Genomic DNA, 13,144 nt, shown 5'->3' with positions numbered 1-13,144 from the left:
GACTGTCACACTTATTAATTCCTCCCACCTTTTGCAGCGAGAGCGTTGTAGCAATGAAAAAACAAGCACGCCTGTTTAGCGCATTAGCCCTGAGTATTGGGATGAGTCTTGCCGCCGCGCCAGACGCGATGGCAACGCTGCCAGCACAAATTGCGGGCCAGCCGCTGCCGAGTCTGGCACCGATGCTGGAAAAAGTGTTGCCCGCCGTGGTCAGTGTTCACGTTGAAGGCACCGATTCCGGTGCGCAGGCTCAGGATATTCCTGAACCGCTGAAACGCTTTTTCGGCCAGATGCCTGGCGGAAACAGTCAGCCTCAGCCGTTTGAAGGCCTGGGTTCTGGCGTCATCATTGATGCCGCTAAGGGCTACGTGCTGACCAACAACCATGTGGTCAACGGTGCGGATAAAATCAACGTACAGCTCGGTGACGGCAGCGAATATGAAGCCAAACTGATCGGCCATGATGAGCAGACCGATATCGCGCTGATTCAGATTCAGGGCGCAAAAAACCTTACGCAGGTGAAAGTCGCGGATTCTGATCAGCTGAAAGTGGGTGATTTCGCGGTGGCGATCGGCAACCCGTTTGGTCTGGGACAGACCGCCACCTCCGGGATCATCTCTGCGCTGGGCCGCAGCGGCCTGAATCTGGAAGGGCTGGAAAACTTTATTCAGACCGATGCTGCGATCAACCGCGGTAACTCAGGCGGCGCGCTGGTCAACCTTAACGGCGAGCTGATCGGTATCAATACCGCCATCCTCGCCTCAAGCGGCGGTAACATCGGCATCGGCTTTGCTATCCCAAGTGATATGGCGATGAACCTCGCGCAGCAGTTGATCAAATATGGTGAAGTGAAGCGCGGTCAGCTCGGCATCAAAGGCACTGAAATGACGGCCGACATGGCTAAAGCGTTCAATGTCGATGCACAGCGCGGTGCTTTTGTTTCTGAAGTCTTACCGCAATCTGCCGCGCAGAAAGCGGGCGTGAAGTCAGGCGATATCATTACATCGATCAACGACAAGCCGATTACCAGTTTCGCTGAGCTACGCGTAAAAGTGGGCACCACGCCGCCAGGTGAGCAGGTTAAGCTTGGCCTTCTACGCGAAGGTAAGCCATTAACAGTTACCGTTACGCTGGAGCAGAGTTCGCAGACCACCGCCAGCGCACAGTTGATGTCACCCGCTCTTCAGGGCGCAACGCTGAGTGATGGACAGACGAAGACCGGTGATAAAGGCGTCAAAGTCGATACCATCGAAAAAGGCACACCGGCTGAACAGGTTGGCCTGCAGAAAGATGATGTGATTATCGGCGTTAACCGCAGCCGGGTTCAGAACATTGCTGAACTGCGTAAAATCCTGGAAGGGAAACCGCCGGTACTGGCACTGAATGTGGTGCGCGGCGATGAAACTATCTATCTGTTGTTGAGATAAACCTCGCATTACGGCGGACACAAGCGCGTGTGTGTCCGCCGCTCTCATGCTATTCTCCCCTGCGATCTCCCCTGGCGTGATTTAACACCATGTTTCTTAAACTTTTGCGTGCCGTGGTGCTGGGCCTGATTGTGGCGGGTATTTTGCTCGCAGCACTGCCTGCACTTCGTATGGGCAGCGACGCCCTCTATAACCACGAAAATATTACCGACGAAACGCCCTTTAGCTTCAATCAAGGGGTGCGACGCGCCGTGCCTGCCGTTGTGAATGTTTACAATCGTAGCGCCCACGGCAACAACAATCGTGGCATCACGACCCTGGGTTCCGGGGTGATCATGAATGTAAAAGGCTACATCCTTACCAATAAGCATGTGATCAACAATGCCGACCAGATTATCGTGGCGCTGCAGGATGGCCGCTTCTTTGAAGCGACGCTGGTAGGTTCCGATGGAATGACCGACCTGGCGGTTCTCAAGATTACGGCCTCCGGCCTGCCCGTTATCCCGATTAATCCAAACCGTCAGCCGCACATCGGTGATGTGGTGATGGCGATCGGCAACCCCTACAATCTCGGTCAAACGGTAACGCAGGGCATTATCAGCGCCACGGGCCGCGTAGGTCTGAGTTCGTCAGGCCGACAGAATTTCCTGCAGACCGATGCCTCAATCAACCAGGGTAACTCCGGCGGTGCGCTGATTAACTCGCTCGGTGAGCTGATGGGCATTAACACCCTGACGTTTGATAAGAGCAATGATGGTGAAACGCCGGAAGGGATTGGTTTCGCCATTCCAACCGTCTTAGCCTCGAAAATCATGGATAAGCTGATTCGTGATGGTCGGGTAATCCGCGGCTATATCGGCATTACCGGGCGTGAGTTGCCGCCGCTACATGGACAGGGCAGCAATCTGGATCGGGTTCAGGGCATTATTGTCAGCGTGGTCACACCAGATGGCCCTGCAGATAAAGCGGGGATTCAGGCCAACGATGTGCTACTCAGTGTGAACGGCAAGCCAGCCATCTCCGCGCAGGAGACCATGGATCAGGTGGCAGAAATTCGCCCGGGTTCTGTGATTGATGTGCAGGTGCTGCGAAACGATCAGAAGCTGACGCTACCGGTGACCATTCAGGAATTCCCGGACAATAGTAACTAGCTAAAATCCGTGTCTGGTCAGGGATGGCCCGACTGATCGCAAAGAAGGCCGCCATCCATGGCGGTCGGCCTCGCCATCCTGCCTCGGACGCTTTGCTCTTCATCCGGGCCTACCCTTCCTTACTATTCCGTCATCGTTTGTTAATAACCAATTAGCAACGATCTACCGGAAACGCGATCACTTCACTCAGTGACTCCGCTTTCAACGCCAGCATGATCAGGCGATCAATACCCAACGCGACGCCGGAGCAGGCTGGCATACCATGCGCCAGCGCATCCAGCAGATAGGTATCGATAGGATGCACAGGCAGGCCGCGCGCCGCACGGCGACGGTTATCCTGCTCGAAGCGCTGACGCTGCTCACGGCTATCGGTCAGCTCACGGAAACCGTTCGCCAGCTCAATGCCCTTGTAATAAACCTCGAAGCGTTCAGCCACACGGTGATCTTCAGTACTGATCTCCGCCAGTGCTGCCTGGCTGGCCGGGAAATGATAAACGAAGCAGGGTTTATCCTGACCAATCTTCGGTTCCACGCCCAGCATAAACAGCAGCATCAGCAGGGTATCGCGATCCTCTTCTGCACGCGCCAGCTCGCCTTCACCCAGCTTCTCGGCCGCTTCACGCAACTGCGCTTTATCTGCTGATAACGGGTCCAGCTCCAGATGACGGATAAACGCCTGCTGATAAGAGAGCGACTCTGCACTGTCACACTCCAGCACCTGCTGCATCAGATCGTCGACTTCATTCATCAGACGATACATGTCGTAATGCGGCCGGTACCACTCCAGCATGGTAAATTCCGGGTTGTGGTGACGTCCCGCCTCTTCATTGCGGAAGCTGCGCGCCATCTGGTAGATCGGGCCACTGCCTGCTGCCAGCAGGCGTTTCATATGATATTCCGGGCTGGTCATCAGCCAGAGATCGCGCCCCTGCGCAGCGCCAGGGCCGACAAAACGCGTCTGGAAAGGCACCAGATGGATATCGGTAATGGTGGCCTGGCTCATCGCCGGTGTATCCACTTCCAGCACGCCGCGATCGGCAAAGAAACGACGCACTTCTGCTAAAATAGCGGCGCGTTTTAACAAATTGGCGATGGGTGCGCTTGGTTGCCAGCTTGCCGTTTCGCTCATGGTGATGACTCCTGATACAAATTAGGGGGGGAAGTCTACCTGCAATGCCTGCGGCAAACAATCTCGTGCCCGTGCTGCCAAAAACAGCGTTTCGGCTTCTATACTTAAGCGGTTAAATCACAAAGGAATCCCACTATGTCTCCATGGAAAACAGTTGTTGCCAGTCTGAGTGCTTTTCTCTCAGTTGCCTGTAGCACCACGCCGCCAAAGAACGTCACGGTCATTGATAACTTTGACAGTCAGCGCTATCTCGGTCAGTGGTATGAGATTGCCCGCCTTAACCACCCTTTTGAGCGCGGCCTTGAACAGGTGACGGCAAACTACAGCCCGCGTGAAGATGGCGGCCTGAAAGTGATCAACCGTGGCTATAACGTCAAAAAGGAACGCTGGCAGGAGAGCGTCGGTAAAGCCTACTTTACTGGTGAACCACAGCGAGCTTCTCTGAAGGTCTCTTTCTTTGGCCCCTTCTACGGTGGCTACAACGTTATCGCCCTGGACCCCGACTATCGCTATGCGATGGTATGCGGCCCGAATCGCCACTATCTCTGGATACTGTCACGGACACCTCAGCTGGAGCCGGGCGTAAAAGAGAAACTGGTTGAGCAGGCGCGTCGGGACGGGTTCCCGGTTGAAGAGTTAATCTGGGTAAAACAGAAATAGTGCAGAAGCTGACAAGCCGGTACGAAAAGCATTTCGTACCGGTTGGAATCACAGGTTACTTCGTGCTGTTCTGAATCGCCTGGCCACCCGCTTCGACATCTTCGCCTACGCCACGCGTTGTATTACACGCCGTCAGCAGAGAAGAGAGCACCAGTACAGAGAAGATTGCGGCAATACTTTTCTTTAACATAACAATGTCCTTTTTGATGGATGTAAAGTACAGCGCTTTAAGCATAGCCGGATTTCAGGCAGTTGCTGTTGGCGGGACTCTAAAAAGGACAATCAGTTACGGTCATTTTGCCGCACGTGAAATGGCACCACCTAAGTGGGAAACATCTTCGCCAAAACCGTGGAATGTGTTGCAGGCGCTTAGCGCAGAAGAGACCAGCAACGCGAACGCGAGTAATTTTGCCAGTGTGATCATTTTTTTCTCTCAGACAAGAAAAAGGCGCACCAGAAGATGCGCCTGCGAATCTTATTTAACGCGTGACACGTATTCGCCAGAGCGGGTGTCAACTTTGACCACTTCACCCTCCTGCACGAACAATGGCACTTTCACCACGGCACCGGTAGAGAGTTTAGCTGGCTTGCCGCCAGTCCCTGCGGTATCACCTTTCAGGCCTGGATCAGTTTCGATAACTTCAGCTTCGATAAAGTTCGGCGGCTGAACGGCGATCGGGCGACCGTTCCACAGCGTAACGATACATTCAGCGTTATCCTGCAGCCATTTCGCTGCATCGCTTACCGTCTTCTCTTCAACCTGGAACTGCTCAAAGCTTTCCGGGTGCATGAAGTGGTAGAACTCGCCGTCGTTGTACAGGTAGTTCAGGTTGGTATCTACAACGTCTGCGCCTTCGGCGGAGTCGGTAGATTTAAAAGTTTTCTCAACGCGAGAACCCGTCAGCAGGCGACGCATTTTAACGCGTGCGAATGCCTGACCTTTACCCGGTTTAACGAACTCACTGGATTCGATGGCATATGGCTCGCCTTCGAACATGATTTTAAGACCGGGACGGAAATCGTTGCTAGAATAAGTCGCCATGAAGGCCCTCTACGAAAATTGACACTGGTACTAAGCCAAAAAAATGGCACACATTGTAACCCTAAAAACACCTTCCAGAGAAGATTGGTTGCAGCAACTTGCGGATGTTGTCACTGAACCTGATGAATTACTGCGGATTTTAGCCCTTGATCAGCACACCGAGCTGACAGAAGGTGCGGATGCGCGGCGTCTTTTCGCCTTACGTGTACCGCATGCGTTCATCCGCCGGATGAAAAAAGGCGATGCGCACGACCCTCTGCTGCTTCAGGTACTGACCCGCCGCCAGGAATTCACTGATGCGCCAGGTTATAGCACCGATCCGCTCGATGAACAAAGCAACGTTGTGCCTGGATTGCTGCATAAATACCGAAACCGGGCTTTATTGCTGGTAAAAGGCGGCTGTGCGGTCAACTGCCGCTACTGCTTCCGTCGCCATTTCCCCTATCAGGATAATCCTGGCAACAAGCGTAGCTGGCAGGCTGCTCTGGACTATATCGCCGATCATCCCGAGCTGGATGAGATCATTTTTTCCGGCGGCGATCCTCTGATGGCGAAAGATCATGAACTCGCCTGGCTGATCGCCGCGCTGGAACAGATTCCGCATCTGAAACGCCTGCGCATTCACAGCCGTTTGCCGGTGGTGATTCCGGCGCGCATTACCGATCAGCTCTGTCAGATGTTAAGCGAGACACGTCTGCAGGTGGTGATGGTGACGCATATCAACCATGCGCAGGAGATTGATGATGAGCTGCGTGAGGCGATGATTAGCCTGAAGCGTGCCGGTGTGACCCTGCTGAACCAGAGCGTGCTGCTGCGTGGCATCAACGATAATGCGCAGACACTGGCCACCCTGAGCAATGCGCTGTTTGATGCCGGCATTCTGCCCTACTATCTGCATGTGCTGGATAAGGTGCAGGGCGCAGCACATTTCTTTGTGTCAGATGATGAGGCACGCCAGCTGGTGCGCGCATTATTGTCACAGGTCTCCGGCTATCTGGTACCAAAGCTGGCACGTGAAATTGGCGGAGAGCCGAGTAAAACACCGTTAGATTTACAGTTACGTCAGGAATAAAAACGGCCAGCGCAAAGCTGGCCGATTGAATACGGTAGAGTACCCGATTCACATTATGGGCACTTATAGACCTGGCCGGTCATTTTGCTGTCGAGTGGCGCGAACGCGGACAACAGATTCTGCGTCGGGCTGGTCGCACCGTAAATCACGTTGCCGCCCATCTCCGCTGCGCGATTGCGCAGGTCATTGGCCGCGCCGCGCAGTGCGCTGGTTTCGCCGCCTGCACCGCTCAGCCAGTTGCTCTGTGAGCCGGTGATATTGCCCAGAAGCTGACAGGTATTGCCAGGCTGCTGATCGGTAAACGTCACGCGCTGTCCTGCTGAAGAGAGTTGCGTAGAGCTGCTGCAGCCCGCCAGCAATAACGCGCCAGCCGTCAGTCCGAGCAAGAGGTTAATCCGCATTGTAATCCCCATTTATTATCATCAGAGTCGGGTGGCAGCGTAGCAGAAAAAGATCTTTTTTTTCTGAACATTCATTGCCCTTATCCCGTTATATCGTCTCAATATTTCACGCCGCTTGCAGGCTGGCAAGCGTGCCGATGCTGGTGAATAAAATGAAGCCAGTCGATCAGTCGATCGCGGCCGCAGACAGCGTGACATATCAAGAGGAAAGACGAACGATTGCGCCTTACTTATACTATTTTCCCACCCAAAAGAAAAACCCCCGACCGTTTCCGATCGGGGGTGATGTCGGAGCGTGATGCCCTTAATCGGTGTAGCCATTACGTCGTGCATTTTCGATGCAATCGGCTTTGTTAACGTAGCCCTGACTGGCGGCGCCGGTAATATTGCCGTTGGGCGCCGTTCTTCTCCAGCGCCACTTGTGTGCTTCGTCCTTATAAAATTCCCATTTATCGTGCATTTTTATTTTCCTTAATCTGATGTTTATCCCTTTCAGAGCGCACTATTTCGCTCCGGGATCCACGTTAGAGCATCCCGCCCTGACTAAACCATGATGCAGAACATAAAAAAAGTTAATGGGTTTTTCCTGCCGCTGCCACCATTCAGACGCTGAAAAAGAAAAACCCCCGACCGTTTCCGGTCGGGGGTTCTGTGATGACTTAAGCAGTCAACGGCAATTACATCATGCCGCCCATACCGCCCATGCCACCCATACCACCAGCGCCGCCGCCTAAATCAGGTGCGTCGCCTTTTGGCATGTCAGTAACCATACATTCGGTGGTGATCATCAGACCCGCAACAGAGGCCGCGTACTGCAGAGCAGAACGGGTCACTTTGGTTGGGTCCAGGATACCGAAGTCGATCATGTTGCCGTACTCTTCAGTCTGCGCGTTGTAACCGTAGTTACCGTCGCCCGCTTTCACGTTGTTAGCAACAACAGATGGCTCTTCACCGGCGTTAGAAACGATCTGACGCAGTGGAGATTCCATCGCGCGCAGCGCGACTTTGATACCGACGTTCTGATCTTCGTTCTGACCACGCAGATCAACCAGCTGTGCTGCCACGCGAACCAGCGCCACACCACCACCAGCAACCACACCTTCTTCTACCGCAGCACGGGTTGCGTGCAGCGCATCTTCAACGCGGGCTTTCTTCTCTTTCATTTCAACTTCAGTGGCTGCGCCGACTTTCAGAACGGCTACGCCGCCTGCCAGTTTCGCTACGCGCTCCTGCAGTTTTTCTTTGTCGTAGTCAGAGGTTGCTTCTTCGATCTGCTGACGAATCTGGGTTACACGACCCTGGATTGTCGCTTCTTCACCCACACCGTCAATGATGGTGGTGGTGTCTTTGTTGATCACAACACGTTTAGCCTGGCCCAGATCTTCCAGAGCCGCTTTTTCCAGTTCCATACCGATCTCTTCAGAGATCACGGTACCACCGGTCAGGATAGCGATATCCTGCAGCATGGCTTTACGACGGTCGCCGAAGCCTGGTGCTTTAACCGCAGCCACTTTCACGATGCCACGCATGGTGTTAACCACCAGCGTTGCCAGCGCTTCGCCTTCAACGTCTTCCGCGATGATCAGCAGTGGTTTGCCGGCTTTCGCAACGGCTTCCAGCACTGGCAGCATTTCACGGATGTTAGAGATTTTCTTGTCAGCCAGCAGGATGAACGGAGATTCCAGTTCAATCGCGCCCGTTTCTGGCTTGTTGATGAAGTAAGGAGAGAGGTAGCCGCGATCAAACTGCATACCTTCAACCACATCCAGCTCGTCCTGCAGGCCGGTGCCTTCTTCAACGGTGATCACACCTTCTTTACCCACTTTCTCCATCGCCTGAGCAATCAGCTGGCCCACGGTTTCATCGGAGTTAGCAGAGATAGTACCGACCTGTGCAATCGCTTTAGAGTCAGAGCAAGGTACAGACAGCGCTTTCAGTTTCTCAACCGCAGCGATAACAGCCTGGTCGATACCGCGTTTCAGGTCCATTGGGTTCATACCCGCTGCGACCGCTTTCAGGCCTTCGGTGATGATAGACTGTGCCAGTACGGTTGCAGTGGTGGTACCGTCGCCCGCAGCGTCGTTCGCTTTAGAGGCCACTTCTTTCACCATCTGCGCGCCCATGTTCTCGAACTTGTCTTCCAGCTCGATTTCACGTGCTACAGAAACACCATCTTTAGTGATGGTCGGTGCACCAAAAGATTTATCCAGAACCACGTTACGGCCTTTCGGGCCCAGAGTAACTTTTACTGCATCTGCCAGTACGTTCACGCCACGCAGCATTTTTACGCGTGCGTCATTACCGAATTTTACGTCTTTAGCTGCCATCTTTAAATATCCCTTAAATTCGTTTCGTTCAGTGAATTACGCGTAAAAATTACGCTTCAACAACGGCCAGAATGTCGCTCTCAGAGATGATAAGCACCTCTTCGTTGTCGATTTTCTCGGTTTTAGCGCCGTAACCTTCATTGAAGATCACTACGTCACCAACCTTCACGTCCAGCGGCTTAACGTCGCCACTCTCAAGGATGCGACCATTGCCGACAGCCAGAACTTCACCACGGGTGGATTTACCGGCTGCAGAGCCGGTCAGCACGATGCCGCCAGCTGATTTAGCTTCAACTTCTTTACGCTTGACGATGACGCGATCGTGCAATGGACGAATTTTCATTTGATAGCTCTCCTTTGAGAAGTCCAATCATTCAGTTTTGGGGTTGATCACCGGTCTGCATGGCTTCCGGCCTCGTGACCAGAGAGATAGGGCCGCTGACACCCGCTTTCAAGGGGGCGAACAACAAATTTTTTACCCTGATGTGATAACTGGTGACTTTTTAAGCAGATGAAGCGCCAAATAAAAAACGCAACCCGGAGGTTGCGCTTTCAGAGGCTATAGCTGCGGTTAACGATCCTTGTGATCGTCATGGTTTTCAAGACGATCTGTGTTTTTACGCTCGAACTCGCCATCCATGGTATAGCCGCTGTCAGGGCCGGCACCCGGTCCGCGCCAGACGCGCAGATGGGGCATCAGTTTAAGCGTCAGATGCTTCTGCACCGGAGGCAGCAACAGCAACAGACCCAGCAGATCAGTGAAGAAGCCAGGCAGCAGCAGCAGGAAGCCCGCGATGATCAGCGAAACACTTTTGATCATCTCATTGGCCGGGCTTTCGTTACGCGCCAGCTTTTCCTGCATCAGCATAAAATTCTTCATGCCCTGATTTTTGACCAGCGACACCCCAATGCACGAGGTGAAGATCACCAGCAGCATGGTAAGCAGCACGCCCATGACGTGTGCCACCTGAATGAAGAGTGAAATCTCGATCCAGGCCAGAACAAAAAAGACTAATAACGGTATCCAGCGCACCGTACTCTCCTGTAAGTAGGGGCTGAACGGCAGCGTGCCGGTCAGCAGAAAGCGTTCATCCTGAGGATGATAAGAAAAGAGATGGGCGCCCGCGCCGCCATTTTCAACCGATCGTGTCAAATTTATCCTGCGGGGTTAATTTTGTAACCAACTTCACATATCGTTAACCAGAGTGCAGCATTAAGTGCTCTGCATGCGTGCTTTTCTTATGCATCAGAATATGATCGCACACGGCCCTTTGAAGACGGATAATATGTCGGCACGGGTACACCACGACAAAATAAACACATCCTTTGTGATGGTTAGCGGCAATAACAAGAAGGTTATCATGGCGAACAACATTCGTATCGAAGAAGACCTGTTAGGTATGCGCGAAGTTCCGGCGGATGCCTATTATGGCGTTCATACTCTGCGTGCGATTGAGAATTTTTATATCAGTAACAGCAAAATCAGCGACATACCTGAATTTGTCCGCGGTATGGTGATGGTAAAAAAAGCGGCGGCGATGGCCAACAAAGAGCTGCAGACCATTCCGCGCAACATTGCCGATACCATCATCAAGGCCTGCGACGAAGTGCTCAACAATGGTCGCTGTATGGACCAGTTCCCCGTGGATGTCTATCAGGGCGGTGCCGGAACCTCGGTCAACATGAACACCAATGAGGTGCTGGCAAACATCGGTCTGGAGCTGATGGGCCACCAGAAAGGGGAATATCAGTACCTCAACCCCAACGATCATGTGAACAAATGCCAGTCCACCAATGACGCCTACCCAACCGGCTTCCGCATCGCGGTTTACAGTTCGCTGCTGAAGCTGCTTGATGGCATCAGCCAGCTGGCCGAAGGCTTCCAGCACAAAGCTGATGAATTCCAGACCATCCTGAAAATGGGCCGTACCCAGCTGCAGGATGCCGTGCCAATGACCCTCGGTCAGGAGTTTCACGCCTTCAGCGTGCTGCTGAACGAAGAGACCAAAAGCATTCTGCGCACCGCTGAACTGCTGCTGGAAGTGAACCTGGGCGCGACCGCCATCGGCACCCGCCTCAATACGCCGGAAGGCTATCAGCATCTGGCGGTTCAGCGCCTGGCGGAAGTCAGCAACCTGCCGGTGGTGCCAGCGGAAGACCTGATTGAAGCGACCTCCGACTGTGGTGCCTATGTGATGGTCCATTCCTCGCTGAAACGCCTGGCGGTGAAACTCTCTAAAATCTGCAACGACCTGCGCCTGCTCTCCTCCGGTCCACGCTCCGGCCTGAATGAAATCAACCTGCCAGAGCTGCAGGCGGGTTCCTCTATCATGCCAGCCAAGGTTAACCCGGTGGTGCCGGAAGTGGTTAATCAGGTCTGCTTCAAAGTGATTGGCAACGACATCACCGTAACGATGGCCTCTGAAGCGGGTCAGTTACAGCTCAACGTTATGGAGCCAGTGATTGGCCAGGCGCTGTTTGAATCGATCAGCATCCTGACTAACGCCTGCTACAACCTGCTGGAGAAGTGCGTCAACGGCATTACCGCCAATCGCGCGGTGTGCGAAGCCTACGTCTTCAACTCGATTGGTATCGTGACTTACCTCAACCCTTATATCGGCCACCACAACGGCGACATCGTCGGCAAAATCTGTGCGGAAACCGGTAAAAGCGTGCGTGAGGTTGTGCTGGAGCGCGGCCTGCTGACGGAAAGTGAGCTGGACGATATCTTCTCGGTGCAGAACCTGATGTACCCGGTTTATAAAGCAAAACGTTATACTGATGAAAACGAACAATAAGGCTTAACCGACGCTGGTTAACCAAAGGCACACCACGATCAACATGGTGTGCCTTTTTTTTTGTTAAACAGCACACCCAGGTTTACCGGTTTAATTTTCAGGAGTGATTCATGTTTGTGGTTGAGCTGCTTATCGTCTTGATGGCGATCTGGTTGGGCGCACGTCTTGGCGGTATTGGTATCGGGTTCGCAGGCGGAATGGGCGTTCTGGTGCTGACGCTGGGATTTGGCATGGCGCCTGGCGCAATCCCGTTCGATGTGATTGAAATCATCATGGCGGTAATCGCCGCGATAGCCGCCATGCAGGTTGCGGGCGGCATGGATTATCTGGTGAGTCTGGCGGAACGTCTGCTGCGCCGTCATCCGCGCCATGTCACGCTGCTGGCCCCGCTGGTCACCTACCTGATGACGCTGCTGGCCGGCACCGGACACACTGCCTTCTCAACGCTGCCGGTGATTGCAGAAGTGGCGAAGGAGCAAGGCGTTCGTCCTTCCCGGCCGCTGTCGATTGCGGTGGTGGCTTCACAGATTGCGATTACCGCTTCACCGATTTCAGCAGCGGTGGTCTTCTTCGCCACCCTGCTTGAACCGCGCGGCGTCAGCTATATCACGCTGCTGGCGATTGCTATCCCCTCAACCATGGTGGGTCTCTTCCTGGCGGCACTGGTGACCAACTTCTTAGGCCGAGAGCTGAAAGATGATGAGGTCTATCAGGCTCGCCTCGCCAAAGGTGAAGTCACGCTGCGCGGCGCCAGCGTCTTCCAGGCAAAACCGGGCGCGAAAAAGTCGGTGCTGCTGTTTCTGACAGGTATTGTGGCTGTAGTGCTCTATGCCACAGCGACCAGCGCCAGCGTCGGGTTAATCGCCAATCCGCCGCTGCCACGCAATGAAGCGATTGTGGTGTTTATGCTGACCATCGCCACGCTGATCAGCCTGACCTGTAAACTCGACACCAGCGAAATCCTCAGTGCCAGCACTTTTAAATCCGGTATGAGCGCCTGTATCTGCGTGATGGGCGTCGCCTGGCTGGGCGATACCTTTGTGAAAGCGCATCTGGCGGATATTCAGATGCTGGCGGGCGATACGCTGAAAACCTACCCGTGGATGCTGGCGCTGGTGCTGTTCTTCGCCTCAATGC

The 13,144-nt window shown here is 53.8% G+C and carries 15 protein-coding genes; 6 read left to right on the top strand and 9 right to left on the bottom strand.

Going from position 1 to position 13,144, the window contains the following annotated elements:
- Nucleotides 1-53: 53 nt before the first annotated feature.
- Both degQ and degS read left to right on the top strand, forming a co-directional pair.
- Complete coding sequence (degQ, locus tag AC2LB6_RS16505; protein WP_490094312.1) at nucleotides 54-1,427, top strand: serine endoprotease DegQ; 1,374 nt, start codon at nucleotides 54-56, stop codon at nucleotides 1,425-1,427.
- A gap of 89 nt (nucleotides 1,428-1,516) precedes the next feature.
- The gene (gene degS / locus AC2LB6_RS16500) at nucleotides 1,517-2,578 is read left to right on the top strand and encodes an outer membrane-stress sensor serine endopeptidase DegS (RefSeq protein ID WP_090963856.1); all 1,062 of its coding nucleotides are present in this window, start codon (nucleotides 1,517-1,519) and stop codon (nucleotides 2,576-2,578) included.
- Between the two features lie 151 nt (nucleotides 2,579-2,729).
- Here the strand turns inward: degS and epmA are convergent, their stop codons facing one another.
- Nucleotides 2,730-3,707 (bottom strand): elongation factor P--(R)-beta-lysine ligase, encoded by a 978-nt coding sequence (gene epmA, locus AC2LB6_RS16495; RefSeq protein ID WP_161731772.1) that lies wholly within the window; start codon nucleotides 3,705-3,707, stop codon nucleotides 2,730-2,732.
- A gap of 135 nt (nucleotides 3,708-3,842) precedes the next feature.
- On the opposite strand from epmA, the gene AC2LB6_RS16490 reads away from it, so the two are divergent.
- Entirely contained in the window at nucleotides 3,843-4,367 is a 525-nt protein-coding gene (locus AC2LB6_RS16490; RefSeq protein WP_490094311.1) for a lipocalin family protein, read from the top strand.
- 55 nt (nucleotides 4,368-4,422) lie between these two features.
- Here the strand turns inward: AC2LB6_RS16490 and AC2LB6_RS16485 are convergent, their stop codons facing one another.
- From AC2LB6_RS16485 to efp, 3 genes are all read right to left on the bottom strand, one after another.
- Entirely contained in the window at nucleotides 4,423-4,557 is a 135-nt protein-coding gene (locus tag AC2LB6_RS16485; protein ID WP_003848302.1) for an entericidin A/B family lipoprotein, read from the bottom strand.
- Nucleotides 4,558-4,659: 102 nt separating this feature from the next.
- The gene (locus AC2LB6_RS16480) at nucleotides 4,660-4,791 is read right to left on the bottom strand and encodes an entericidin A/B family lipoprotein (RefSeq protein ID WP_490094310.1); all 132 of its coding nucleotides are present in this window, start codon (nucleotides 4,789-4,791) and stop codon (nucleotides 4,660-4,662) included.
- Between the two features lie 51 nt (nucleotides 4,792-4,842).
- Nucleotides 4,843-5,409, bottom strand: a complete 567-nt coding sequence (efp, locus tag AC2LB6_RS16475; RefSeq protein WP_010251979.1) for an elongation factor P — start codon at nucleotides 5,407-5,409, stop codon at nucleotides 4,843-4,845.
- Between the two features lie 43 nt (nucleotides 5,410-5,452).
- On the opposite strand from efp, the gene epmB reads away from it, so the two are divergent.
- Nucleotides 5,453-6,481, top strand: coding sequence for an EF-P beta-lysylation protein EpmB (epmB, locus tag AC2LB6_RS16470; RefSeq protein ID WP_490094309.1), 1,029 nt, complete (start codon nucleotides 5,453-5,455; stop codon nucleotides 6,479-6,481).
- 53 nt (nucleotides 6,482-6,534) lie between these two features.
- Here epmB and AC2LB6_RS16465 read toward each other — a convergent pair whose 3' ends face one another.
- The 5 genes from AC2LB6_RS16465 to AC2LB6_RS16445 all read right to left on the bottom strand — a co-directional run bounded on the left by AC2LB6_RS16465 (nucleotide 6,535) and on the right by AC2LB6_RS16445 (nucleotide 10,242).
- Nucleotides 6,535-6,882 (bottom strand): DUF4156 domain-containing protein, encoded by a 348-nt coding sequence (locus tag AC2LB6_RS16465; protein WP_010251983.1) that lies wholly within the window; start codon nucleotides 6,880-6,882, stop codon nucleotides 6,535-6,537.
- Nucleotides 6,883-7,186: 304 nt separating this feature from the next.
- A complete protein-coding gene (locus AC2LB6_RS16460) occupies nucleotides 7,187-7,342 on the bottom strand; it encodes a YegP family protein (RefSeq protein ID WP_065106154.1) in 156 nt (51 codons plus the stop codon).
- A 217-nt stretch (nucleotides 7,343-7,559) separates the two neighbouring features.
- The gene (groL, locus tag AC2LB6_RS16455) at nucleotides 7,560-9,209 is read right to left on the bottom strand and encodes a chaperonin GroEL (protein ID WP_090963845.1); all 1,650 of its coding nucleotides are present in this window, start codon (nucleotides 9,207-9,209) and stop codon (nucleotides 7,560-7,562) included.
- 49 nt (nucleotides 9,210-9,258) lie between these two features.
- Entirely contained in the window at nucleotides 9,259-9,552 is a 294-nt protein-coding gene (locus tag AC2LB6_RS16450) for a co-chaperone GroES (RefSeq protein ID WP_003848316.1), read from the bottom strand.
- Between the two features lie 228 nt (nucleotides 9,553-9,780).
- Nucleotides 9,781-10,242, bottom strand: a complete 462-nt coding sequence (locus AC2LB6_RS16445; RefSeq protein WP_490094336.1) for an FxsA family protein — start codon at nucleotides 10,240-10,242, stop codon at nucleotides 9,781-9,783.
- A gap of 328 nt (nucleotides 10,243-10,570) precedes the next feature.
- Between AC2LB6_RS16445 and aspA the strand changes: the two genes are divergently transcribed.
- Together aspA and AC2LB6_RS16435 are read left to right on the top strand one after the other, a co-directional pair.
- Nucleotides 10,571-12,007: an aspartate ammonia-lyase gene (gene aspA, locus AC2LB6_RS16440; protein ID WP_419139110.1), complete on the top strand. Its 1,437-nt coding sequence runs from the start codon at nucleotides 10,571-10,573 to the stop codon at nucleotides 12,005-12,007.
- 110 nt (nucleotides 12,008-12,117) lie between these two features.
- Nucleotides 12,118-13,144 (top strand): anaerobic C4-dicarboxylate transporter (locus AC2LB6_RS16435; RefSeq protein WP_490094308.1); only part of this gene is annotated, 1,027 nt, incomplete at its 3' end.

This window comes from Pantoea sp. RCC30.1 (genome assembly GCF_058148845.1).
The sequence above is the reverse complement of the archived record's forward strand: the minus strand, read 5'-3'. Positions and strand labels throughout refer to the sequence as shown.

Coding starts and splice junctions, on each gene's coding strand:
- efp (WP_010251979.1), bottom strand. CDS start 5,409: ATGGCGACTTATTCTAGCAACGATTTCCGTCCCGGTCTTAAAATCATG.
- AC2LB6_RS16460 (WP_065106154.1), bottom strand. CDS start 7,342: ATGCACGATAAATGGGAATTTTATAAGGACGAAGCACACAAGTGGCGC.
- epmA (WP_161731772.1), bottom strand. CDS start 3,707: ATGAGCGAAACGGCAAGCTGGCAACCAAGCGCACCCATCGCCAATTTG.
- AC2LB6_RS16480 (WP_490094310.1), bottom strand. CDS start 4,791: ATGATCACACTGGCAAAATTACTCGCGTTCGCGTTGCTGGTCTCTTCT.
- aspA (WP_419139110.1), top strand. CDS start 10,571: ATGGCGAACAACATTCGTATCGAAGAAGACCTGTTAGGTATGCGCGAA.
- AC2LB6_RS16485 (WP_003848302.1), bottom strand. CDS start 4,557: ATGTTAAAGAAAAGTATTGCCGCAATCTTCTCTGTACTGGTGCTCTCT.
- degS (WP_090963856.1), top strand. CDS start 1,517: ATGTTTCTTAAACTTTTGCGTGCCGTGGTGCTGGGCCTGATTGTGGCG.
- degQ (WP_490094312.1), top strand. CDS start 54: ATGAAAAAACAAGCACGCCTGTTTAGCGCATTAGCCCTGAGTATTGGG.
- AC2LB6_RS16490 (WP_490094311.1), top strand. CDS start 3,843: ATGTCTCCATGGAAAACAGTTGTTGCCAGTCTGAGTGCTTTTCTCTCA.
- groL (WP_090963845.1), bottom strand. CDS start 9,209: ATGGCAGCTAAAGACGTAAAATTCGGTAATGACGCACGCGTAAAAATG.
- AC2LB6_RS16450 (WP_003848316.1), bottom strand. CDS start 9,552: ATGAAAATTCGTCCATTGCACGATCGCGTCATCGTCAAGCGTAAAGAA.
- AC2LB6_RS16465 (WP_010251983.1), bottom strand. CDS start 6,882: ATGCGGATTAACCTCTTGCTCGGACTGACGGCTGGCGCGTTATTGCTG.
- epmB (WP_490094309.1), top strand. CDS start 5,453: ATGGCACACATTGTAACCCTAAAAACACCTTCCAGAGAAGATTGGTTG.